The 25439-nt window shown below is 45.7% G+C and carries 19 protein-coding genes; 6 read left to right on the forward strand and 13 right to left on the reverse strand.

What is annotated here, in order from left to right; translation table 11 throughout:
• Positions 1-135 precede the first annotated feature (135 nt).
• Both dcd and RID09_RS06890 read left to right on the forward strand, forming a co-directional pair.
• Positions 136-717 carry a dCTP deaminase gene (gene dcd, locus RID09_RS06885; RefSeq protein WP_446335206.1) on the forward strand — a complete coding sequence of 194 codons (582 nt, stop codon included), beginning with the start codon at positions 136-138 and terminating at the stop codon, positions 715-717.
• A 114-nt stretch (positions 718-831) separates the two neighbouring features.
• Positions 832-2187, forward strand: a complete 1356-nt coding sequence (locus tag RID09_RS06890) for an FAD-dependent thymidylate synthase (RefSeq protein ID WP_446335207.1) — start codon at positions 832-834, stop codon at positions 2185-2187.
• A 156-nt stretch (positions 2188-2343) separates the two neighbouring features.
• Here the strand turns inward: RID09_RS06890 and RID09_RS06895 are convergent, their stop codons facing one another.
• From RID09_RS06895 to RID09_RS06905, 3 genes are all read right to left on the reverse strand, one after another.
• On the reverse strand, positions 2344-3615 hold the full coding sequence (locus tag RID09_RS06895) for a sensor histidine kinase (protein WP_446335208.1): 1272 nt from the start codon (positions 3613-3615) through the stop codon (positions 2344-2346).
• A 218-nt stretch (positions 3616-3833) separates the two neighbouring features.
• Positions 3834-4505, reverse strand: coding sequence for a response regulator transcription factor (locus RID09_RS06900; protein WP_446335209.1), 672 nt, complete (start codon positions 4503-4505; stop codon positions 3834-3836).
• Between the two features lie 58 nt (positions 4506-4563).
• Positions 4564-4950, reverse strand: coding sequence for a hypothetical protein (locus RID09_RS06905; protein WP_446335210.1), 387 nt, complete (start codon positions 4948-4950; stop codon positions 4564-4566).
• 100 nt (positions 4951-5050) lie between these two features.
• Between RID09_RS06905 and RID09_RS06910 the strand changes: the two genes are divergently transcribed.
• Entirely contained in the window at positions 5051-7489 is a 2439-nt protein-coding gene (locus tag RID09_RS06910) for a tetratricopeptide repeat protein (RefSeq protein ID WP_446335211.1), read from the forward strand.
• A 72-nt stretch (positions 7490-7561) separates the two neighbouring features.
• Here RID09_RS06910 and RID09_RS06915 read toward each other — a convergent pair whose 3' ends face one another.
• From RID09_RS06915 to RID09_RS06955, 9 genes are all read right to left on the reverse strand, one after another.
• Positions 7562-9274: a dihydrolipoyl dehydrogenase family protein gene (locus RID09_RS06915; RefSeq protein WP_446335212.1), complete on the reverse strand. Its 1713-nt coding sequence runs from the start codon at positions 9272-9274 to the stop codon at positions 7562-7564.
• 134 nt (positions 9275-9408) lie between these two features.
• Positions 9409-10629, reverse strand: a complete 1221-nt coding sequence (cobD, locus tag RID09_RS06920) for a threonine-phosphate decarboxylase CobD (protein WP_446335213.1) — start codon at positions 10627-10629, stop codon at positions 9409-9411.
• Between the two features lie 96 nt (positions 10630-10725).
• A complete protein-coding gene (locus tag RID09_RS06925; RefSeq protein ID WP_446335223.1) occupies positions 10726-11007 on the reverse strand; it encodes an HU family DNA-binding protein in 282 nt (93 codons plus the stop codon).
• Positions 11008-11467: 460 nt separating this feature from the next.
• Complete coding sequence (locus RID09_RS06930) at positions 11468-14374, reverse strand: AMIN domain-containing protein (protein WP_446335214.1); 2907 nt, start codon at positions 14372-14374, stop codon at positions 11468-11470.
• Between the two features lie 68 nt (positions 14375-14442).
• Positions 14443-15702 carry an RNA-guided endonuclease InsQ/TnpB family protein gene (locus tag RID09_RS06935; protein WP_446335224.1) on the reverse strand — a complete coding sequence of 420 codons (1260 nt, stop codon included), beginning with the start codon at positions 15700-15702 and terminating at the stop codon, positions 14443-14445.
• 269 nt (positions 15703-15971) lie between these two features.
• A complete protein-coding gene (locus tag RID09_RS06940) occupies positions 15972-16760 on the reverse strand; it encodes a hypothetical protein (RefSeq protein ID WP_446335215.1) in 789 nt (262 codons plus the stop codon).
• 7 nt (positions 16761-16767) lie between these two features.
• Entirely contained in the window at positions 16768-17649 is an 882-nt protein-coding gene (locus RID09_RS06945) for a PilN domain-containing protein (RefSeq protein ID WP_446335216.1), read from the reverse strand.
• Positions 17650-17654: 5 nt separating this feature from the next.
• Positions 17655-18758, reverse strand: coding sequence for a type IV pilus assembly protein PilM (gene pilM, locus RID09_RS06950; protein WP_446335217.1), 1104 nt, complete (start codon positions 18756-18758; stop codon positions 17655-17657).
• A gap of 316 nt (positions 18759-19074) precedes the next feature.
• Positions 19075-19608 carry an alpha amylase C-terminal domain-containing protein gene (locus RID09_RS06955; RefSeq protein ID WP_446335218.1) on the reverse strand — a complete coding sequence of 178 codons (534 nt, stop codon included), beginning with the start codon at positions 19606-19608 and terminating at the stop codon, positions 19075-19077.
• Positions 19609-20142: 534 nt separating this feature from the next.
• Between RID09_RS06955 and RID09_RS06960 the strand changes: the two genes are divergently transcribed.
• The 3 genes from RID09_RS06960 (at position 20143) to RID09_RS06970 (ending at position 24150) form a co-directional block, all read left to right on the forward strand.
• Positions 20143-21087 carry a DUF4388 domain-containing protein gene (locus tag RID09_RS06960; RefSeq protein ID WP_446335219.1) on the forward strand — a complete coding sequence of 315 codons (945 nt, stop codon included), beginning with the start codon at positions 20143-20145 and terminating at the stop codon, positions 21085-21087.
• 414 nt (positions 21088-21501) lie between these two features.
• Positions 21502-22242, forward strand: a complete 741-nt coding sequence (locus tag RID09_RS06965; RefSeq protein WP_446335220.1) for a sirohydrochlorin chelatase — start codon at positions 21502-21504, stop codon at positions 22240-22242.
• A gap of 123 nt (positions 22243-22365) precedes the next feature.
• Positions 22366-24150 carry a tetratricopeptide repeat protein gene (locus RID09_RS06970; RefSeq protein WP_446335221.1) on the forward strand — a complete coding sequence of 595 codons (1785 nt, stop codon included), beginning with the start codon at positions 22366-22368 and terminating at the stop codon, positions 24148-24150.
• A gap of 82 nt (positions 24151-24232) precedes the next feature.
• On the opposite strand, the gene RID09_RS06975 is transcribed toward RID09_RS06970, so the two are convergent.
• Positions 24233-25243 carry an RNA-guided endonuclease InsQ/TnpB family protein gene (locus tag RID09_RS06975; RefSeq protein WP_446335222.1) on the reverse strand — a complete coding sequence of 337 codons (1011 nt, stop codon included), beginning with the start codon at positions 25241-25243 and terminating at the stop codon, positions 24233-24235.
• Positions 25244-25439 lie beyond the last annotated feature (196 nt).

Here is a 25439-nt window from a genome sequence, read left to right on the forward strand (position 1 = left end):
TTACCCCAGAAATGGGAGACAATAGGAGGGGCAACCATACCCCTCCACCCCGAAAGGGGGTATGCTTCTTAAACCGCTACCGCGCGTTCCTCTCCGGTCTGAAGACACGGAGTTTCCCGCAACGGAAGAGTTTTTATGATTAAGAACGATACTTGGATTACTCAAATGGCTGACAAGGGTATGATTACACCTTTTGAGCCAAAGTTAGTTCGTCGCGTTGATACGCTACATGTTATCTCCTATGGTTTGAGCAGCTTTGGCTACGATATCCGGCTTTCACCTGTGGAGTTCCGTATTTTTCGGCATATTCCGGGTACGGTAGTTGATCCAAAAAACTTTAATCCAGAAAACTTAGAACCGACTCAATTACATCATGATCAACAGGGAAACTATTTTATTCTCCCTGGACATAGTTATGGTCTTGGCGTGGCATTGGAACGCATTGCCGTGCCAGAAAATGTCACGGTTCTTTGTATTGGTAAAAGTACCTATGCCAGAGCCGGGATCATTGCCAATCTAACTCCCGCTGAAGCAGGTTGGCGAGGTCATTTAACCTTGGAAGTTAGCAATAGTTCTCCCGCCGATTGTCGGATTTATGCCAATGAGGGCATCGTCCAATTGCTCTTTTTTGAATCCGAGCTATGTTCGGTGACGTATGAGCAACGTAAAGGGAAATATCAAGATCAGCCGGAAAAGGTAGTTTTTTCCAAAGTTTGATCATTAGTTTGACAAGTGAGAGTAGGTATAATTACGATATAATCTCGTAAATATTGGCATAAGACACCTAATCAATATGGATGAAGCTTGGATTGATATTGAGGGAATAACGAAGTGGAACGATTTTGTATCGATGTAATTGCAGCGACACCAAATCCGCAACAAGTAGTTTGGGCGGCAATGCACCAGGATTACTCAGAAGATTATGTTTGGAATAGCCGCGATCGCTGGCCCCCTGAGGAAAGATCAGGTGAACTAATTGTTAAGCATTTGTTGGCGGGTGAGCGAGGACATTATGGCTGTTTAGAACACCCCCAAATTACGTTTAATGTTGGTTATTTTCCTCACTCAATGATGCAGCAAGTTCGCACCCACAGAGTTGGTGTGAGCTTCGATGTTCAATGTTTGGCGGCTAATACTCATATAACGTTTGTTAACGATAACGGCGAAACTTCCAAAGAACTCAGAACAACGATTGGAGAGTTGTACGAACGGTGGACGAACGGTGAAAAAAACATTCCTCAAAAATCTATCCTGGGAATCAATGAAAAACCGTATATAGACTATCAATGTGAAGGCAAAAACCGCATCTTTAAAATGTATTTGCGGGTTCTTAATGAAGAAAATGGTTTATTTGAAACGGGACATATAAAAGATGTAATATTCAGTGGAATTCAGCCTGTTTACAGAGTTACTTTAGCTGATGGAAAAACCCTTGATTGTACCGTAAATCATCGCTTGTTAACATCAGCAGGTTGGCAGACGATGGGTGATGCAGTTGGTTTAATAACATCTACTGATGGCTGTGTTGTTAAACTCACAAAGCCTTGCTCAGTGATGTGTAATGGTATAGCCGTGGCTAGTAACACAGAATCATCACAATGGCAATCTCAGCGACAGTCTGCTGGTACTAACATTAAGGCGCACCCTGTCAAGGTTACTAAGGTTGAATATTTGGGTAAGCATAAGACCTATGATTTAGAGGTAGACGGTCAATGGCATAACTTTGTCGCTAATGGAATGGTAGTGCATAATTCCTTTCGCTATACGGGACAGCGAATTATTAATGTTGCTCAAGGAAAGCAAGACATCGAAGAGGTATTTTACCTGCGTCCTGTAGGAAACTATACCAACCGTCAGGGAAAGCGTTATTTCTATTCTGAAGCCCAACGGAGTGAAGATATAAAGTGGTGTTTAGAGGCTTGTAAACGGTATCAGCAACGAATAGAGGAAGGGTTATCTGAAGAACATGCGAGAGGGTTAATTCCTTTCGACGCTAGACAGAATTTTGTCCTCAGTTGTAATATGCGATCGCTGATGCACCTTTTGGACTTAAGATGGAAAAAAGATGCTCAACTAGAGGCGCAGAAGTTCTGCGAGCTTCTTTATCTACATTTTGAAAAATGGTCTCCGGCTGTCGCTAAGTGGTATAAGGAAAACCGTGCCAAAAAAGCGAAATTATCGCCCTAAAACATTGATTGGTGTAATCACACGTAGGGGTAATCGTAGGGGTAATCGTAGGGGCGAAGCATTCGCACATAGATGGTTCGGTTCTAGTACCCAATTGTCTTAGCGAATGCTTCGCCCAGATAAAAGGTTGAGGCGGGTAAAAAAAACCTTAGTCAATTAAACAGCGGGTAAACGCACCTGAAAGCAGCTACCCACCCCAACCTGACTGGTAACTGTGATTTTCCCGCCATGACGCTGCGCGATCGCAGCAGCAATAGCTAAACCCAACCCTGTCCCCCCCTCACGGCGAGAACGGGCTTTGTCCGCCCTCCAGAAGCGATCAAACACAAAGGGTAACTGCTCTGGCTCAATGCCAATTCCTGTATCCTTAACACTAACAATGGCAAAGCGATTAGTTTTTGCCAAAATTAAGTCTACTTTCCCTTTAGCAGGCGTGTATTGAATCGCATTTTCCAGTAAGTTACAAAATAAGCGAGTCAGTTGTGATTCATCCCCCACCACAGAAACCGTCGCTAGCCACTGAGACTGGAGTGTAATCTCTTTGTCTTGAGCAAAAGGTTCTAACAAATCCAGCAAATTCTGTAAAAATTTATTCAGAGAAATTGGCATTTTCTCACGGCTAGGAGTTGATACTGTGCGATCAGTTCGGGCTAAAAAAAGTAAGTCTTCTGATAAATGACTCATCTGATCGGTAGCACTTGCGATCGCCGCTAATTTTTTCGCATCCTTGGGGTGAATTCGCTCCGGATGATTTCGCATCACATCGACGGATGCTTTAATCGCCATCAAAGGACTACGTAACTCATGGGACGCATCTGCTGTAAACTGTTTCAGTTGCTGAAAACTTTGTTCAATCGGCTCCAAAGCTTTCTGCGTCAACCAAAGTCCGCCCAAACCGACTAAGCCTAACCCCATAAAACCCCCCATCCCCAATCCCCACAGCAGTTGACGCTGGACGATTTGGATATCCTCCATCGATTGAGAGGCGCGAATAAACCCTTCTAGAGAGGGTTGATTGGGGGTTGAGCCATCTTTAAACACAGAAATGGTGTACGTGCGAATCTGTCTAGGCTTTTGCTTCTCCTCTAGGGTTTGAGAACCGACTCTGAGTCTAGAGTCCAACTCTAGGGCGCCTCGACTTGCCAAAAGTTTACCCTTGGCATCAAACCATTCTAAACTTTGCTGATCCCGATTAAAAATATCACGCCAGGGAACCGCATCAACTTGATTAAGATATTGAGAACCCTTCATTTTCACAGGAGTGAACGAGGCGGCGGCGGCTTGAGCCAGAGTTAGTAATTTTTTATCCAGTTGATCATAAAGATTGCGGCTAACAAAGACATAAACTCCCGTGCCAAAGAAACTCAAAATTGCTGCCATTACAGTTAGGTAAGACAACAATAGACGCCATCGTATACCTTGAAACATTATCAGTCTTGACCCTTCGCTTCGAGCAAGGGAATTTGGTTTGTAGGGGCGGGTTTCACTACTATCGTTTCTGCCCCTCACAGTAGATGTAACTAAACCCGCCCTGACTGTGTGTATGTGTGGATTTTACCAATAACCTTAAGGAGAAAAACCCTAATTTAACGAAACCCGCCCTGACCGAGATTTGAATCATTGTAAAACCAATGAACAATCAACAATCACTGTTTCAAACGATAACCCAAACCATAAACCGTTTCAATCAAATCACTAGGAGCGCCGCCGGCTTCAAGTTTCTGTCGTAAACTGCGGATATGAGCTTTAACCGTCGCTTCTTCCGGGAGTCGCTCAAAGGGCCAAAGGTGTTCTAAGATTTGAGCGCGGCTAAATACACGACGACCATGGCGTAAGAAAAATTCTAACAACGAATATTCTTTGGGTGAAAGCGATAAGAGGTTATCTTCATAAAAAACTTCACAGGTACTTGGATCTAGACGCAGCTTTCCCCACTCCAATACTGGCGGTGCAGTAGAAACACCCCGACGCAGTAAAGCTCGAATGCGAGCTGATAACTCTTGCAGGTCAAAGGGTTTAACTAAATAGTCATCAGCTCCTGCATCCAATCCCATAACCTTATCAGTAATGGTATCCTTAGCCGTTAGCATCAGAATCGGAGTGCTACAGCCTTGGGAGCGTAGTCGCCGACAGAGTGCAATCCCATCAATTTTGGGTAACATAATGTCCAGCAAAATTAAGTCATAGGTGACAGAATCAGCGAAATCTAACCCCTCCTCCCCATCATGCGCCACATCGATCGCATAATGTTGATCGGTGAGATCTTCTTCTAGGGCATCGGTAATGCGCTCATCGTCTTCCACGAGTAAAAGTCTCATCTGTGACACATGTTTCTATGACTTGTCGCTCCCAAGGTAAGCTCACATACTGATCAAACTAGGGTGATGGTACAGCCTCAGTTTCTTCCTCTTCTTCCTCTGTTGGCATAGCTTCAGTTTCTTCCTCTGTTGGCATAGCCTCGGTTTCTTCCTCTGTTGGCATAACCTCGGTTTCTTCCTCTGTTGGCATAACCTCGGTTTCACCTGCGGGATTTTGCTCTTCTAAAGCAGGCTCCTCAGGTATAGTCGTCTCATTCTGACAAGCTCCCAACAATGATGCCAAACCCAACAACACAGAAAAAGCGACAATCTTTAACTTCACAGCATTACCTCCTAAATTTTCCAAGTCCAACCTTCTTACCGGAGTAATTGGGTTGCTTATGCGTTCCGGCTTGGCGTTAATCGCCGTTACACCCTTAAAAAGCCCTTTATTTTTCGGCTTCATCTGCTAAGTTAAACTCAAAAAGTAAAAAACTCGATAAAATCACACAATAGTTTCTGCCTTACTCTAAAACCCGTAGCCACTTCAGTAGGCATCATTCTGTATGAGTCCGATCTCCGATACCCTCGTTACCGCCTTCGAGTCATACCAGACGGGTGACTTCCATCGATCTGAATTGCTCTGTCGCCAAATTCTTTCACAGCAACCGGATTCCACTGAAGCGCTGCATATCCTGGGTACGATTGCTCACCAACTGGGGCGGCTTGATGAAGCGATTGCCTGTTATCGTCGGTTGATAACTCTCATCCCCGACTATGCTGAAATTTACTACAGCCTAGCGGCAGCGCTACACGCCTCTGGAGAGTTAACTCAAGCTATTCCTTACTACCAACGGGCGATCGCGCTCAAGCCCAATCACAGTTCAACCCATTACGACCTAGGCAATGCCTTCAAAGAGCATGGTAACCTATCGGCGGCGATTGAACAGTATAAAAAAGCACTTAAACTCAATCCTAGTGATCCAGATGTACACTGTAACTTAGCCAACGCCCTCTTAGAACAGGGACAGAGTGAACCTGCGATCGCGCATTACCAACAGTCCCTTACCCTAAGTCCGAATAATCCTGGTGTTTACTATAACCTGGGCAATGCCCTAATCCAGCACCAGCAACTCAACTCCGCCATACAATCCTTTCGTTGGGCAGTTAGCCTAGCGCCCAACTATGGGGATGCTTATCTTAAACTAGCCGAATCACTGCACCTATTGGGTCAACTCAAAGAAGCAATTTTCTATTACCAGCAGGCAATTTTCTTCCAAATTAACACCCCTGAAGCGCACTGTAACTTAGGCAATGCTTTCCTCGAACAAGCTCAATTTCAGGACGCCCTCAGCCATTATCAAAAAAGCTTAACCCTAGATCCTAAATTTTTCAAGGCTTATGTGGGCATAGGTTGCACACTATTACCCCAAAATCAGTTCGAGAAAGCCACAAATTATTTACAACAAGCCCTGCGTCTAAATGCCACTCATCCTGAAGCCAACCATAACCTAGGACTTGCCTTAGCGAATCAAAACCAAGTAAACGAGGCAATTCCCTACTTCCAAAAAGCGTTTCAATTTAAACCGGATTTGATTGAAGCTCAATGGCAGAGTCAACTTGTCTTACCCATTCTCTACGAAAATCAGAGACAAATTTCCATTTGGCGTCAGCATTTTTGCCAGGGACTCAATTACTTACAACAACAAATCGCCTCATATACCGCTGTTCAGAGAAAACAAGCAGTCAAAGCATTAGCCAAACATGCCTTCAGCTTCTACCTAGGGTATCAAGGATTAAATGACCGAGGCGTACAACGGAAATATGGAACATTAGTTCATCAAATGATGGCTACCCATTATCCCCAGTGGGCAACGCCTCTATCCTTACCCCCACTTAGTCTCACTGATAAGATCCGTGTCGGTTATGTTTCGGCTTATTTTCGCGGACATACCGTTGGTAAATTAACCTTAGGCTGGATAAAAAATAGCGATAAACAGAGCTTTGAAATTTATACTTACCACATCGGTCATAAAACCGACTTTATAACGCAAGAATTCAAAAAGTATAGTGATAAATTTTATCACATTTATGGTAACTTAGATACCGTCTGCCAACAAATACTCGCCGATCAACTCCATATCCTCGTATTTACCGATATCAGCATGGATGGCTTGACCAGTCTCATTGCTGGCTTGAGGCTAGCCCCGGTACAATGCGTGACCTGGGGGCATCCAGTAACGTCGGGTTTACCTACCATTGATTACTTTTTATCGAGTGAATTAATGGAGCCAGACAATGCAAAATATCACTATAGCGAACAACTGATTCCTCTGCCCAATATCGGCATTTGTTACGAAAAGCCATCGATACAAAACCCGACCAAAACCCGATCTGACTTTCAGCTTCGCGAGGATGCCGTTATTTATCTGTCTTGCCAATCATTATTTAAATATCTGCCCCAGTTTGACTTTATTTTTGCCCAAATTGCTCAACGAGTACCCCACGCCCAATTTGTCTTTATTGCCTCTCCAAGTTCTCGGATTACTGCCCAATTCAAAGCCCGTTTACAACGAGTATTTACTCAGATGGGTCTCAATCATCAAGATTACTGTATAATTTTACCCAAACAGGACTGGGTGAGTTACATTAATCTTAATTTAGTCTCCCATATTTTTCTAGATACCTTAAGTTGGTCTGGGGGAAATACCACCTTAGAAGCAATTGCCTGCGGTTTACCTGTAGTAACCTGTCCGGGTGAATTTATGCGCGGTCGTCACGCATCTGGTATATTAAAAATGATGGGAATAACAGAAACAATTGCCAATGATGAAGCTGAGTATATCGAGATTTCCGTGGGACTGGGTTTAGACAGCGACTGGCGACAAAATATGGTGAAGAAGATTTATCAAAACCATCATCGACTTTATGATGATCGCACAGGTTTAAGATCCTTAGAATCTTTTTATAAGAAAGTGATATCAACTAGGTTGGGGCGGGTTTAAATCGATTTGCAGCAGGTAAGAAACGATAATAGTGAAACCCGCCCCTACAAAACCCATGACAAAGGACAATTATCACCATTTCCGCCGCCAGTTAAAAAAGCCTTCCAGTAGATTTTGTAACATCTGATTCCGCTCTAAGCGTTGACGTTGCCACTCCTGTGCTGTTTTAGAAAGAATCTCTGACATTGTAGGCGAAGCTTGGGGCATTTTAGCCAGTGATCCCACCTTAATTTTATGACGAATCAGCAGCGCGATCGCACCAATCAATTCATCTGCACCTGCTCCCACAATTAACCCACCTAAAATCGTCCCATTCCGACGCACCACCAGCTTACAAAACCCAGTTGTTTCCCCGATAATTTGCGCCTTATCCAAAGTTTTGAAAGAGTGTCGCACCACCCAAACTTCCTTCCCATAACGCTCTCTGGCTTGCGCTTCCGTTAACCCCACCCGTGCTAAGGTTGGATCAGTAAAAATTGCCCAGGGAATCCCCTGATAGTCTACAGTCCATAAGGGAAAAAATAAAGCATTTTTTATCGCAATATTCGCTTCATATTCGGCAATATGCTCAAATTGATAACCACCAATCACATCACCACAAGCATAGATACGGGGATTAGTAGTTTGCAGTTTTTGGTTGAGTTTCAACCCTTTTCGGGAAAACTTGACACCAACCCCTGCTAAATTTAAGGATTCAATATTAGGCGTTTGACCCGTCGCCCAAAGAATTTCATCAATTTCAATGGCTCGATTTCCCACTTGCACCCATTTTTTCCCCTCAATCAGCCTTATCTGAGTTACTGAACTTTGAGTCAAAACACGAATTCCTTCAGCTTCTAATTGCGCTTGAACTAGACACGACGCCTCTGAGTCTTCTTGGGGAAAAATATGAGCCTCACTCACCGCCAGTGTCACCTGGTAATCCAGCCGCGCTAATGTTTGAGCTAGTTCGACAGCATGGGGAGTGCTACCAACAACTAACCAATTTTTCTGTAACTGAAAGGGAGAGGTTTCTTCTAGATCCTCCGGTTCTCCCAGAGGGGTAGGTTTTATGACTTTATCGGTTTCTGGAGGAACCCTATTAGTCAAACCCGCCCCGATAACTTTGTGTCTAGACTTATCTACGTGATTCCAGATAGTTCTTGGGGTACAATAACAGGTTGTATCTAACCCATCGATATCAGGAATTTCTGCACAAGAGCCCGTTGCAATTAAATATGCCCTTGCCCGTAAGCGTCGGTTATTGAGAACAAAACCTAGGTGAGGTAAGCGGCAAAATTCTCCGTCTCCATAAATGACATCCACACCTAAAGATGCCAAAATTGCTGGAGAAGTGGCTTCAGAACAGGTAGAAACCACCATGTTTGCCCATTCCATGGCTTCGGTAATTTGTACAGTAGGAAAGTAGAGGGTTGACTCAAAAGGACTCAGATCCGTTTTAATATCCTCTTTCTCTGCTTCCCCGAGGTGCCATGGCACGTCTCTAGATGATTCCCCGGCTTCCCCTGGTTTGTTGACTAACTGTTCTTTTAACTCAGGAGTATCAGGAATCAAGGGAGTTATAGAAGGATAAATCCCAAATTTAGGTGCCTTCCGTACTTGCTGAAGAACGCGCCCCACCTGCATCAATGCCTGATTGTATAGCGCTTCTTTACCCAGCCAGTTGCTTTGGAGGTTCTCAGGTTCAATTAGGGCAACACGAGCCTTTAATTGAGATGCAGCCAGAGCAGCATAAGCGCCAGCCCTGCTATTACCAATTACAATAAGGTCATAGTCATTCGTCATTTGTCATTCGTCATTTGTCATTCCCGATTATTTCTCCAATTCTATAAAATTTTTACACAAATACCTCCAATACCTCTGCGTACCTCTGCGCTAACCTCTGCGTACCTCTGCGTTAAAAAAATATAATTGCTGCATCATAATTCATAACTTATAAAAGTTTTCAGAGCATCTAATAAACGTTGATTATCCACTTGGGTGCGAATAGCAACTCGAAAATAACCATCGCCCAATTCCGGAAAGCTCAAGCAATCCCGAATTAAAATACGGTGGTGCTTGAGTAAGTGTTCCTGAAGTTGGGAACAGGAGTATTCTGAGCGAACTAGCAAAAAGTTAGCCGCGCTGGGATAGGGATGTAACCCTGGTAACGATGATAACCCTTGAAAAAGGTGCGATCGCGCGGCGGGTAGCCAATCCCAAGTCTGTTGTTGAAATGCTTGATCCTGTACCACAGCCCTACCAGCAGCGACAGCGAGAACGTTGACAGACCAAGGATCACGCCACTGTTGCCAGCGTTGTAGCCGTTCAGGATGGGCAATAGCATAACCTAAACGGAGTCCGGGGAGGCTGTAGAATTTAGTCAGCGATCGCAAAATGACCAGATTTGGATAATCCTGCACCCAAGGAATCAGGCTTTGCTGCTGAGCGGGTGGCAAAAAGTCCATAAAGGCTTCATCCACAACCACTAGGGCAAATTGCTCCAAATAAGGCAGCAGGCTGGCTGTATCCCATAATTGACCCGTTGGATTATGGGGATTATTCAGCAGCAAACCCTGATGTTTGCCAGAGACTAATTTTGGGATTGGGGATTGGGGATTGGGGATTGGGTATGGGGGATTGGTAATTGGGGATGGGGGATTGGTAATTGGGTATGGGGGATTGGGCGAAGCATTCGCGTTGGGATGTTGGTAAAAAACCGATAGATCTGGGCGCGAATGCTTCGCCCCTACGAATCCAACGAATGGATGACTTCCAAATAAAAGACACGCCCTGATTCTGGCATTAAACGCCCTGAGCGCCCGTTGGTAGTCGCTAAAGGCTGGAGTCAGGATAATCGTTTCCTCCAATTCTGAGAGTTCCCTGGCTGCCCAGGTTAATAACTCAGCCGAGCCATTCCCCGGTAGAATCCAGTCAGGGTTCAGCGTGGGATGGAGTTGACTCAGAGCCACCCGTAGTGGGTAGTAATCCGGTTCAGGGTAGGCAACCAACTTATCAAGATGAGACTCAATCGCCGCGATCGCACATTTTGGCGGTCCCAAAGGATTGATACTCGCCGAAAAATCCAGAATCAGGGAAGGGGAACAACCTGCCCGCGCCGCCGCCCAGGCTAGATTTCCCCCGTGAATGGGTCGTTTCAAGGATAAATTCTCCTTAAAATCAGTCTGTAGAGACGTAGCATGCTACGTCTCTACATTCTCTCTCATCTTCTCCACCAATCAGGTTTGACTACACCCTTACTTCGGAGGAGCAACTTTTTCCTTAAACAGCTTACCCGCAGAAAACGCCGGCACCTTCGTCGCCGGGATTTCCATCTTATCGCCAGTTTTGGGGTTGCGCCCCTCACGGGCTTTGCGTTCCCGCGATTCAAAGGAACCGAAGCCAACCAAGGTGACTTTATCGCCCTCAGAGACAGCTTCCATAATTGACTCCAATGCCGCAGTTAACACCGCATCCGCTTGTTTTTTGGTCACAGCAGCTTTTTCCGCCACTTTATCCACTAATTCGCCCTTGTTCATCATAAATCTCCTTATTTCTGCGCGAATCCAAGGTCAACGCTTACTCTAACCCATTAGTCTAGAGTTGAGTATTTTGACCCCCAGAACCAGGGGTTTCAGGGAAAAATGCCTGAAACACCCACCGGCTCGAAGTTTCACTGCATTATTCTAATGGCTGATTGCCAGATATGGAACGTTGAAACCTTTAAATTATGTAGATTTCGGCATTTTTGAGTATAAATACCGACTATATTTTTTAAGATTCCGCCAAACTTACCCAAAAAACGCCCATTCGATCCCTGCGGGTAGGGGCGCACGTCGGTGCGCCCTCTTCGTGACGTGCGCCCTCTAGCGATGAACTAACTTATTAATCTGGAACCAATGGGGGAACCCTTACCTGTTTCTATCGGGTGGTAACGGCACTCGACCAGAATCCTTTAGGGGCACGGCAGTGCCGTACCCCTACCGCTGAACCGATGCTCTAGAACCCACCCGTCGTGGGAAACCCTCGGCGCTGTAAAACTTCCTGCGCCTCTTGCCCTGGCGTGTAGTTGTAGCCAAAAGCACCACGTTCTGAGTCATCCAGAATCTGAGGCGTGAGCAATACAATCACCTCTTGACGTTGGTTTGTCCGTTCTGTACTTCTGAACAACGCTCCCAGAATCGGTAAATCGCCTAAAATTGGCACCTTTCTTACCGTTGTGCGATCGCTCTCCTGAATAATACCCGTCAGGATTAGAGTTTGCCCATCACGCAGGCGAATTTGACCCGAATTCAGATCACGCACATTCAGAAGAGCAATTTGGTTGGTATCCTCTCCAATGGAAATGTTTTGTACACTGCCGATAGAGGTAACTCTCGGATTGACGTTTAGAGTAACAAACCCATTATCGTCAATGCGCTCAACTGTGACACCCAGTTGTAAACCAGCTTCTTTAATCTCTGTGGTGACAGTTACCGTCGTGAGGTTGTCACTGCTTTCTGTCTCCCTCCGAATATTTCCCACAACCTCCTGTGTCAGGTTAACACCTGCTGTCTGTCCTTCTTGGATTAACAAAGTGGGATCAGTCAAAATCTTGGCATTTCCACTCGTAATTTGAGCTTCTAACGAGGCTAAGAATCTTTTCGGAAACTGGAACAGATCGGGGAGAGCCGCCGTAATTGTTCCCGATGTACCTTGCTGAAATGTTGTGGTTGTCATCTCAGGACTACCAGTACCTGGAATCGGATTACCCATATCATCAAGCGTGGGAGGAACCGCTGGAGTAATCGTTGTGTTTACGATAGAAGGTGTTCCCAATGTAAATTCTGTAAGACCTGCCGAAAATGGATCGGCTGCAACTCCTGCACGAGTGGGAAAGGCGGCTCCATCTCTACCTGGAGAACGGTCAATCGTAAAAATACCTCTGACAGGGTCGTTAAAAATACTTATCGTATCTACACCCGTTCCTGGAACGACTGTTCCGGTACCCGTTGGATCAAAGAACGTATTTGCACCAGCAAACGGATTGGGAATAACCGGTCGAGCTGCTAAACTACCCGTTGTCTGAACTGCTGTAGGTGGATTAAACTCACCGTAATTGAAGACTGCCGCCCCATCATCGACGACAAAAAAGCCGTCATCAATGCCGAAGGAAAAGCTTGTATTAAAGGCATCGGTTCCCAACAAGTTAACGTCAATAATCTTGACATTAATTGCCACCTGACGACGCCGCAGATCTAACTGCGTCAGGTAAGCCGAAGCCAGTTCAATGTGGCGGGGCTCACCCACCAGGGTAATCGCATTCAATCGCTCATCCGTTGAAACCGCTAATCCCCTCAGCAACAAGGCACCCGTTGCTTCCCCTGGCTGATTGACGGTGAGGGGTCTCAACTCAGCGGGTTGTTCGGTTTCCCGAATCACGGCTCCTGTTTCTTGATTGAATTCTCGTTCAATCGGGATAACCACCTGTTGCACTTCTGCCCCTTGGGTTGCTAGGAAGGCAGAGGCGCTGGAAACGCTAACCTGATTTAACCGTAAGGTACGACTAATAACATTACGTGCCGCTTGGGGCAGGCGAGTCCCCACAAATATAGTACGTCCCCGACGATTTGCCTGGAGTCCAGCAAGCTGGAGAACGTAGTTAAACACATCTTGAACGGGTTCGTTTTCTAAATCCAGGGAAATTGTTTCCTCAGCCGCCGCCGCTGCCTCACCACCGCCTCCTCCAGCAAAGGCAAGGTTCAATCCAGCCGATCGCGCCAAGAGTGCCAATACTTCTCGGACAGGAGCTTCTCGTAAGGACAGGCGGGGTACTACAGCCGCTGTTCCTAGGTCAATCTCGCTGGCGGCGGCATTCAGATTAGAAACCGCAATATCCCCCACAGGTGGCGCAACAGCCCTAGGTAAGAATGGGGGCGCGGGAGCAACCGGTTGGACTGTCCCTGCAGGTGCAGCCGGAACCCCATCAATGGTAATTGTCGGATTGGGAACTAAAACATCGGGTGAAGGGGCTGGAACCAGGGGAGTGGGAGTTGGTGGGACTTGGGTTGGTTGGGGAATTTGCGGTGTCGGGGTTTGGGCAATAACTGGGGGTGAATTGAAACGCGGGGATTGCGATCGCGCAGTGGCGGGAGATGAAAAGTCTGAGTTGGATCGAGTTGTCCCTGGATTGGGTAGAGTGGGAACGGTTGATCCTAATTCTCTTGGTGGCGGAGCAACCGGAATAGAAATGTTCTGTTGATTTTCTGGTGCTGGATTAAGATTGAAATTCGCTGGAGCGGTAATCTTAGGTTGAGTGGCAATAGGACTCGTTGCCACATTCATCGTCTCTCTCCCCTGGGTTCGTGCACCTCTGCTTCCTACTTGGGGAATACTCACATTGTCTCTAGTCCCGGCGCTATTTGTTTGAGTAGAGGAGGGTAGCGTCGGTGAATTAATGGATACTGACTCCCCAGAGGGCGAGGAAACCGGAATCGGCACGGCGGCTTGATTGCTGGGAGCGGGACTAATTCCTAGGGTAATTGCCTGAGACGCTTGCTGGAGAATTTGACCCTCCGGTGAACTTTGGGTCCCACTCACGGTTACCCGAATGCTGTTAGGCTCGATTTGACTCACCGTAACGGCTGTAATACCGGGCATGGGGTTGTCTTGGCGAAAGCTATTGCCTTCTCGCAAATTCAACCGAGCATTGACGATATCAGCCACCCAATCCTTACCCCGGTTTATCGGGAAAACTTGGGGGCGCAGATCCCCGGCTTGGGTTTCCAGTATCACTTCTAAGGTACTGCCTCTGGGATTGAGCCGTACTGCGGTGACTTGAGCCGTCGCCGCCCAGACGGGTTCTGTTATCGATAGGGAGACGGCAGTCGCGATCGCGATTCCACTCAACAGTTGATCCTGTCTCACAATTTACTCCTCACTCATGACCTCTAAACCACCTTAATCCTAAGATGCTAGGGTTGACACTCACCCGGTTAAAACGCGGGTGATTCTTCCGTCACAGGGAGGCAGAGTTTTACATCTTCTAGGATGAAACCTTTACCCTCAGAAAGCTTACCTACCGTGTGTCCCACGGCTTGCAGTCCTTTAATTTCTATAATGCGAGCGGATGCTACATCCCGATCGCATTCATACCCACAATACTGGCATTTGTGTACCCGTTGAGAGAGCTTTTTCTTACCTGTATCCTCTAAACAGTTGGGGCAAGTCTGACTTGTTCCGGCTGCGGGTACTTTCTGGAAGTACACACCCCGCTTAAAACAACATTGAGATAGGATATCTAGAAACTGACCCCACCCTGCATCTAGGCAGTGTTTAGCTAAAAAGCCTCGACCTAACGCTTTCAGGTTGAGTTGTTCGGCAAATATCATATCCGCCCAATCACAAAGGTTATGGGCTAACTCCCAATGGTAGTTTTTGCGGTGGCAAGCTATTCGCTCATGTAGTCGTGACACTTTGGCTTGTGCTTTGGCGCGATTGTTTGACCCTGGACGCTTTTTAGACACCTTCTTTTGCAGCGATTTAAGCTTGCCTTCTAGATGTTTAAATGGTCGTGGATTGGGAAACGTTCGCCCATTAGACACGGCGGCAAAGTGCATTAAGCCGACATCTATTCCCAGTGATGTACCAGTCGGACTGATTTCAGGCGACGCCCTGAGTTTGCCGAAGGGTACATCTACTTTCCATTGTAAGGTTAACTGTACATACCAGCCGGATACCCGTCTTACGATTCGTGCTTGTTTAATAGTTGCATCATCGGGAATTGGACGGGATTGGATTAATTTAACCAGCCCAATTTTAGGGAATTTGACATATCTCCCTTGAATGGGATCTTTTCCCATTGATGGAAAAACAAATGACCGCATCCGACCCGCTTTCTTAAACCGTGGAAACCCTCGCCCATTCTCCCACATTCCCTCAAATGCCTTTTGCAAACGCTTAAGGGTTTGCTGTAGCACTTGTGAGTGTACCTGCTTAAGTGCAGGGATATTCTTTTTAGCCTGAGTGAGACTTTCGCACTGACTGGAATAGTTGGGTGCTGGTGCATCCGCTGGTATAATGTACTCGTATTTAATCAAACAAGCGTTTATTGGAGACTTACGGGAATTTGCCCAATCTTTCCGCTCACAAAGGGCATAGTTATAGACTCTACGACATTGTTCTAGCCACTCAGCAAAAGTGGCTACTTGAGCGGTAGTTGGTTTTAGCTTAAACTCGTAAATCAGATTAAACACTTGCTCGACCATACACAACGTTTTCTAAAATTATACTACACTATTAATTGAGTAGAGTCAGAAAAAAAATACATTCGCAACTAAAGTTGCGCTTGCTGGACGCCTTGCTCGGTTTCATCCCTCGGATAAATCACGAGGGACTTTTCACCATCGCTTGTACTGTAAATTAATTAAGCTGGGTTCAGAATTTCTTCCCAGACGTTCCACTGCAACGTCTCTACACCTCCTGCACCCCTACGCCCAGACGTTCCACCCCTTACGTCTCTACATTACTGGGCAGGTTCTGGGGCTGCTGCTGCTGCTGCTGCTGCTTCCTGCTTTTGTTCCTCACTCAAGGGCATTAACACATCCAGTCTATAGTTTGTTTTCAGAGTCGGTTTAGCATCGGGGATGATTTTTTCGTCTTTCTCTACATACGTTGATACTACTGTACCTTTGTCATCGACCAACAGCCCTTGCGGTGTACTGATCTCTGTCGTCAACTCTTTGACAACGACTAAGGTTTGCAGTCGTTCAATACTGCGTAAAACTGACTGGATTTCGTTAAAGCTGCCCTCCATTTCTAAATTAAAGCTTTTGCGTTTGAGTTTACCGTTAACAGCTGCTCCCAGGGAACCATCGGTAACGATATCACTTTCTTCTTCGTTTACCTCGACAGGTTCATAACTCGTCAATTCTCCGTCTATGGGTTTAAAAAATCCATTCACATCCAACAGCAAAGTATCTATCGATTGTTCATTGGCAAATAAACTTAACACCTTTTGGTTTTGCTGCTTTGCCTGAGCCAATTCTAATTGTTTCTGTTGAATTTGCTGCTGGATCTCTTGAGGATCTTGGCGCTGACTCTCCTTTTCTTGGCGCTGAGTTTTTAACGTGTTGTATTCTTCAAAGACGGGCTGCACAACATTCATCGCCAAGTAAGCTGCCCCCAAAATTCCTAAGACAGCGAAGATAATTCCCGAAACTTTTGGCGTGAAGGTAATCCCAAACGCGGTGGGATAATTTGGCGCTTCCTCCTGCTCTTCAACGGGGATAAAATCTGGATCAGCATAAGTCATAGTTACATCACTCCGTAGTTGTCTCAGTTGGGCTTGGGCTTGGGCTTGGGCTTGGGCTTGGGGCTGGGGTGGCTGTCTCCGTTGCCTGATTCTGCTTAATCTGCTGTAAGGCTTTGAGCCGAGCCACTAATCCCACCGCTCCTTTGCGGTCAATTTCGCGCAATAGTTCAGAGGCGGGGACATTTGTCAAGCTAGTTTGAACGGTATAGCTGACCACTTTGGGTAACTCGTAGGTAATCTCAGCAACCGTCTCGTTGCCTTCCTTTTGCGGTACTTCTAACTTAGCGGGGTTCTCCTCCAGTTGAGCGCTAACGATACGAGTTTTTTCATCTTGAAAGAAGGGAGATTGTTTTAGCGTCAGCAGAAAGTTGTTCACATCATCAAATGTCTTGGCTACGCCAGAAATCTCTAAGTTCATCGTGGGTAGGGGCGTGTTACCCTCAGTCCCCGCAGCCCCCTCAGCCACTTCGGTTTCCGTTTGCTCAATCGTTTGAATTTGTACATCGGTGGGGACGCGATCGCGAACATCCTGTAAAATAGCTGACCAGGGCTTAATTTGATTAAACACCGTTGCCAGCGCCTCAGTTTCATTTCTAGCCGCTTGGATTTGAGTATTAAGCGCGGCTATTTTATCTTTTTCCGCTTGCAAGCTTGCTAATTCGGCGTCGATTTCAGCAATTTCAGCGGTTAACTTGGCATTTTCCTGAGTCAGCCAAAACCAACCAGCGCCGACTAACCCAGGCAGAAGTAAGCCGACAATCACACCCAGAATCAGCGGCGTCATTTCCCCCATTTGGACTTGTTTTTTGGCTTTAGGGGACTCTGAGCCTTTATCGGCTTTGCGATAATCGGGTCTATCGTTAAGAAAATTAATATCGAGACTATACATTAGGGTTAAACCTCCCGCAATCCTAATCCTAGTACCGTTCCCAATCCGGGTCGTTGTACTGGGGGAACATCTTGCTCCATCTCTAAGGATAGTGCCGCAATCGGATCAACCTGAGTAGTGGGCAAGCTTAATCGTTGGGTGAAAAATTCATCCAGTTGCCCAATTCCGCCGCCGGGTCCTGCTAAGAGGAGTTGAGCCACTTCTAGATTTTCACTCTGATTTAAATAAAAGTCGATGGAACGACGCAATTCATCTGCGAGTTCGCCTAAAACTCTCAGCAGGGCTGCCATTCCCGGATTAATTCCCGTGGCGCCTGTGCGAATGCCATCCACGGGGGTGTTGGGTATAGTCATTCCTTGCAAGAGTTCTGTGTTTCTAGATGTCGGTAAATTCATCGCTCGCGACAAGGCACTCTGGAGTTGGAAGGTGCCAATGGGAACGGTGCGGGAAAACTGGGGTACACCATCGACAATAATGGCAATTTCAGTACTATCAAATTCTATATCCACTAATACCGCCGCTTCTTGGGGAGCAAATTGTCGTAATTGCTCGCGAATGGTGCGAATCAGGGCAAAACTATTGATTTCTAGCACATCAACTTTTAACCCCACCAGTTGGAAGGTATCCAGATAGGTGTCGGTCACCTCCCGGCGCGTTGCCACTAGCAAGACTTGTACTTTTTCAATCCCATCTTCGTCCATGAAGAAGCCCAGTTTTTGGTAATCTAGGTCTACTTCTTCGCGAGGATAGGGTAAGTATAGACCCGCTTCATGGTTAAGCACCATATCTCGCAGTTCAGTGTCATCAAGTTCGGCGGGAATGGGAATAATCCGGATCACCGCTTCCCGCATGGGGACAGCCGTGGCGACTTGCTCAACTTTGAGTTTATGCTCGGCGAGAATTTCAGTCACCAGTTCAGCTAAACTGGCGGCATCGATAATTTTCCCCCCGTCAAATAATCCTTCGGGGACTTCGTGGGTGTGAAGAGTCACCAACTTGTAGCCCTGCCCTTGCTTACGCAGTTGGGCGATACTAATACGTTCTGGTGCTAATTCTATCCCGATACCTTTCTTGCCCTTAGAAAATAGATCTTGGAAACGGTTAAACATAGCTCAGGTGGGGACTGGTGTCAAAATTATAAGGCTAAACTGGCTTAAGCGTTGATTTCTCATGTTCTGGCGAGACGCCAAGCCAGCTACATCGTTGGCGGCTAACTGGCGGGAATAGTTCTGCCGTTATGGTTAGCAGGCGTTCCTTTATTCCTAATCCCTCTATACTTATGATAAGCTACCCTCTGCTAGGCTGGCGGTAAGGTACACTCAGTACAGCGAAGATTTTCGGTTGCGATCGCTCCAAGGACAGACAGAGCCATGTTCCAGGCCTGTATGGCGCTATGGCAAACAACTTACAGCAGAGTATCACTGCTTATTGGTTTAACTTACTTTTGGTCGGGATCTGGAAAACCTCTCTCCATCCCCCCTTGCCCCCATCCCCCCTTGCCCCCATCCCCCCTTGCCCCCCTTTGAAAGGGGGGTATAAAGGGGGGTTAGAGAGAGAAGGCGTTGAATTCTCCCCCTTCCGTGCAAAAAAAAGCGAAGCATCCTTATCAGTGTCGCCAGTTCTATCCTGCCATATCCCAGACTTAGGGAAGTTCAGAACCGAGTAATCTCTCAGAAGTTTACCGGAGAAATTAGCAACGACAACGATCTGAGAACCTGGATCATGCCAACGCAGGTAAGCGATGATTTTTGCCTCTGGATCTTCATGAAAAAAGTCAATGTTTTCTGTATGAAGTGCTGGATGACATTTTCGCAGACTAATTAGATTTTTGTAATAATCAAAAAGATTGCAATTTAGTTCATAACTTAATAAAATCCAGTTCAGCTTGTTCGGTTGATTAGGAGTCTGACTTGTGTATTCACCAAACTCTTCACCCATCCACAGCATCTGCACTCCCATTCTGCGCGATCGCCGGCAGGTTCATGCTCTATGGTAAGAGTTGATGATTTCCTCTGGCTGTAGTGCTGATCAAGTTCAATGATTTAACTGTATCAATTTTTACAATATTATACTTTGTAAGTTTTGTTCAAATCTAAGATTGTGAGCAATCACTAATTCATAATGATTTCCCAGCTATTTGACTAAGCCAATCCAGGTCAAGGATAACATCGCCAATTGAGACTGATATAGACGAATAGCGCCATTGCTCCTCTTTATCATTCAGGAAGCAGGTATAGATACTTAGGTAAAAAGACAGAACCGATTGCTTAACAAAGTTTAATGTTTCCCTTCAAACCTTTAGCCCTAATACCAGGTTACTAGCGGTAAATCACTAGATTTTAGTATAGCAGATAACAAAAATCCGACAATTTACTCACGGCTAGTAAAGAATTGAAAACTAAGGCGGCTTAAGACTTACGAAGTAAGCAAATAAAGCGTAGTATGCCTTAGTAATAGAGCGAATTATCCTGCGTAGCGTTCAATTCAATAACCATGTCGATTACCAGTTCCTTATCAGACTTTTCGATACCAGAAATTTTCCAGTTTCTAGAGAAAGGGCAGAAAACTGGAGTGTTGACGCTAGGAGCATTGCCAGAAGATCCAACACCACTCAATGAAATTCATTACATTTGGGTTTACAAAGGACGTATTGTGGCGGCGGCACACCAATTAGATCATCAAGGTTTAGTGAAACTGATTGCTGAACAGATGGGAGTGAGCCAGCGTGTGGTGACTAAACTTGTACAGCTATGTCCGACTGATAAACCCTTGGGGTTGAGCCTCAAACATCATGGAATCTTGTCCATCGAACATTTAAAGCAACTCTTCCAGAGTCAGGTATTGCAGCGAGTGTGTGCTTTATTTGAACTCAAGGAAGGTCAGTTTAAATTCATCCCAAACGCCCCCATACCCACCAAAGAAATGACGGGATTGAACATATCAGCGACGGAAGCAACCTTAAGAGGGTTGCGATTGCTAAAAAATTGGGATAATCTCAGCGATAGACTACCCGATCCAAATTCAGGGTTAGCCAGTATCCTGGCGGGTAGCCCTCCTTATCGCCTATATCCTTTAGAGGAGCAAGTATGGGAACGGGCGCAAGGAACAGTTTCGTTGTCTGCGATAGCCAAAGAACTGAACGTCCCCGTTGAACAAGTGCAGCATGTCGCATTTACCCTGATGACGGTGGGTTTAGTTGAGGAAGTTCCTCTGTTGGCGGGTATTTTGCCAACTCAAGAAATTGAGCCTTTACCCGCTCAGTTACCTGAAGCCTCAGAGAAACACGGGATTACGCCTTCACTCCTGCACAACTTAGTCGGTTTCTTGCGGAGTAAAGCAGGTAATCGTCAAGAGCGACATTGGAATTATGTTTCCACTCATTCATCTCCCACTTCATTACCCTTCCTAAAAAAAGAAAAAGAAACGATTAAATGCTAACCGCTTAATTTTAAGATTGAACATCAACGTTGGTAACGATCTGATCGAAATATTTAGAAAACCACAACCAGTAGTGATGCTCAATCAGGGTTACTTGCTCGCCTTAAATACAGTGTATTTTCCATATTCTTTTGCCATATTTTCTTGCAGGGCTGCCAGTGATATGTCCTCTCCATGATCGACCATTTTTCAAATAGAATGAAATATAGTGATTGGACAAATATTAACTCTCGATAACCGATGATATTCTGCCATAGAGGGGGGTTTAAATTTCGATTGGAATCCTTTAGACTGTGTTTCCACATTCAGAACAATTCCTTCCTGTCGATAGAATCCCATCTGGGGATTATTCTCCTTTTCTTGATTTAGGATACAATTATTTACTAAATAATCACCATTCAAAGATTGATACCCTTGCTACGTCCCTCTGCTTATCTACTCATTGCTCATGGAAGTCGAGATCCACGTCCTCAGCGAGGACTAGAGGAGTTGGCACAGTTATTACACAAACAGTTAGTGAGTCAAGGTGAGGCAAGGGGAGCCTTGATGATTCGCGTCGGAACTGCCACATTAGAACTAGCACCTCTACCCTTACATGAACAAATTTGTCAATTTGCCACCCAAGCTATAGGAACTGACTGCCAGCAAATCCAAGCTTTACCCTTGTTTCTCCTACCGGGGGTACATGTGATGGAGGATATCCCCCAAGAAGTCGCGATCGCACAACAACGGTTAGGGGAAAAAATCATCATCAACCAGCAACCTCATATCGGTGTGCATCCCCGTTTAGGACAGCTACTGGTGAATCAACAGCCAGCTCTAAATGCCCCGATTAAAATTCTAGTCTCTCATGGCACACGCCGTCCGGGTGGTAACCAGCCCGTCGCCGCCTTAGCCGAGCAATTAGGCGCCATCGACGCTTATTGGTCAATCGAACCAACCCTCAGTCAACGAGTTGCTACCTTAGGGTCGGCTGGGTATCAGCATATCGCCATTGTGCCTTATTTTCTGTTTGCTGGCTCAATTACCGACGCGATCGCGCAATCCGTCGTTGAGTTACAACAGCAATACCCTCAACTCCAACTAGAGTTCGGTGAACCTCTGTGCGCCACTCCTGAGTTAGCTGAATTAATCCTAGATTTAATCGAATCCTGAACAATCAAATCTGCGGTATCCGTATTGAACAATGGTTATAGTTCTTTACCCCTAACGAGCAGATTACACTAAAAGTGACCCCGGACGGATGCTTTAGGGCGATAAACCAGGTGCTAGGCTACCATGATCGATCAGGTTTTCAATAATCGTTATCGCGTTGTCAAGATTTTAGGCTCAGGTGTCTCAGGATTAATTTACCTAGCCGCCGATACTCGCCATCCCGATTGCCCGGTTTGCGTAATTCGACAACTCAAGTTACCTACGAAAAATCCTCAGGCACTTGAACGCCTGCAATTTCTCTTAACTCATAAATCTGAAACCCTGGAACGGCTGGCACAAACCAACCAAAATCCAGAAATATTAAACTATTTTGTCGAAAACCGAAAATTTTATCTGGTCGAAGAATTTATTCCTGATCATCCCTTAACTACCTTTAAAAAATCCGATCAACAGCCCAAAGAAGATCAGGGATTAATTCGGTTTCAAGAAATGCTAACTTTGGCGGGTAAGCCCCCTGAACCCGAGGTAGAACCCCCTCTAGTTTCTACCTCTGCCCAAACGTCCATTGCTGATTCTGATAATTTGGAAATATTTACTGGAAGGCAATTACCGAAATCTCTTAATAAATCTAGATTTAAGCAATGGCGTTGGCTCGTTTGGGTGGGAGGAATAAGTTTGATAATTGGGGTTGGATTAATTTGGCTGCTAAGAGAAGATCCCAACGGGACAAAAGCGCAAGATTTTTTGAATCAAGGGGTTGACCAACTAAAAAGTGGTAATGTGCAGGGCGCGATTGAGGCGTTTGATGAGTCGATTCGGCTCAATCCTAACAACCCCTTAGCTTACGGAAATCGGGGAATGGCTTACGATGAGTTGGGAGCGTATCAAGCTGCTATTCAAGATTACAGTAAATTGATTGAGCTTGATCCGAGTAATCTAGACGCTTACTATCAGCGAGGGCTAGCCCGTTACGATTTGGAAGATTGGCAAGGAGCTTTAGCAGATTTTACCGAATTAATTCAGCGAAAGTCCAATGAGGCTCAAGCGTACTACCATCGAGGAATTACTAACTACCAACTGAACCAGTATAAAGCGGCGATTGAAGATCTTGATCAGGCAATTCAGCTCAATCCCAAAAATGCCCAAGCTTATGCGGCGCGAGGATTAGTGCGGGATGCGATGGGAAATAAGCAAGAAGCCATGGCAGACTATACTCAAGCTATTGAGTTAAATCCCAATAACGCCAAAGCTTATTACAATCGAGGCAGAACTCGATTTCATTTGGCAGATTATACCGGGGCTGTAGACGATTATACCCAAGCGATCGCGATTAACCCCACAGATAGTATGGCTTACACAAATCGCTGTCAAGCACAGTTTAACCTAGGAAACTATCGAGACGCGATCGCGGATTGTACGGAGGCGATTAATCTGAATCCGAACAATCACATCGCTTACAACAATCGCTGTATTGCCCACTTAAATCTTCAAGACTATCAAAAAGCGCTCAAAGATTGCAGCCAATCGATTCGCATTGAACCCAGTTATGAAAATGCCTACATTAATCGTGGAGAAATTCGCCGCAAATTAGGAGATAACCAAGGAGCGCTCGAAGATTACATCCAAGCCATTCGACTCAATCCCAACAACAGCGTCGCCTATACCAATCGCGCCCTTGTCCGCCGGGAGTTTGACGATAATCCGGGCGCTCTAGACGATTATACCGAAGCCATTCGACTTAATCCTAATAATGCCTTTGCTTATTCCGGTCGAGGATTAACCCATGCTGCACTAGGGAATACCATGGAAGCGATTAACGACTTAGAACAAGCCTCCAAGCTGCATCTCGACAACGGCAGAATTGATCAATATAATGAAGCCCAGCTTCAACTTAAGAAACTGCGCTAATCCCATGAATGAAGGTGAATAATCGATAAGTAAGTTTGGGACAAGTCAACAACCCCACCCACTTTTGGGATGGGGCTTGTAACTAGACGAGATTACTCTCGCCCGAAACATACGGCGCATTGACTGACGCCTGCTCTTGCGTCCTCTCAAGGGTACAAGAGAGAATGTAATCGTCACGGACATTCCTGGCAGCATTGAGATCTGCATGAGTCTGATGACCGCAGTTCTTACAGCAGAAGCGAGACTTGTTGCGATTTGTCCGTAAGATATGCTTGCAAACATTGCATTTTTGAGAGGTATAGCGAGGGTCTTGATGTACTACTCGCTTACCTAATGCTTCTGCTTTATAGGCTAGAAACTGCTCTTGCTGATAGAATGCCCAACTTCCCAGCCACTTATTCATTTTCTTGCCCCGTCGTTGAGTACGAATGCTGGACAAGTCCTCGATTACAAAGACCGCTACACCTGGCTGTAAGACAAGCTTCTTACTTACACAATGATTCGTATCCTTCATGAACCGCTTCTCGCGTCCCGACATCGCTTTTAATCGACGTTTGGCGCTACGAGTGCCTTTTTGTTGGAGCTTACGACGATTGTATAAGTAGCGTCTTTGTACGCCTCTGATTTTTGAAGAACTGAAAAATTGACCGTCAGAGGTAACAGCCTGATGATACAAGCCTCGGTCGATTCCTTGTATTTTTCCTGTAGCTTGTGGAGGTTCAGCCGTTTCAAATACTAACCTTACCCAAAACTGTTTGTTGTGTTTTGAATAAGTTAGGGTTCCACTGCGAAACTCCCAAGTCTCAAAGATTTCTTTGAAGTGTTCCGGCACATTCAGGATAAGTTTTTCACGCTTACCAATACACGAAAGGGTTAATTGATGCCCCCTCAGTGTCATGGTGCGCTTGTCATAACGCAACCCCGATGTCGGCTTCTTTCGAGGGAGGTGCTTGAATTTAGTTGCCTTAATTGCTTCCATTGCGTTATCCCGAATTGTTTGTAGGAGTGCCGATGGTACATTGGGATATTGCAATCTCAAATCAGCATACATTGCCTTATGAGCCTTGTTTTTGTTGTACGTTCGTTCTTTCAACGCCCAATCAACGTGCTGATTAAAAATGTCAGCACAAAACCCCATCAGAGGCAGAAACCTTTTATGGGGTAAGTTGACGGGGATGGAGACGGTACGCTTGACGGTTTTACCTCCAAAATCCTTGATCGACTTAGATTAGCACAAAAACTTATATGTTTTAGTGGTATACGCAAAGAAAATACATCGAGACTCACAA

It is taken from the genome of Coleofasciculus sp. G1-WW12-02 (assembly GCF_040219735.1).
Classification (GTDB): domain Bacteria; phylum Cyanobacteriota; class Cyanobacteriia; order Cyanobacteriales; family Coleofasciculaceae; genus Coleofasciculus.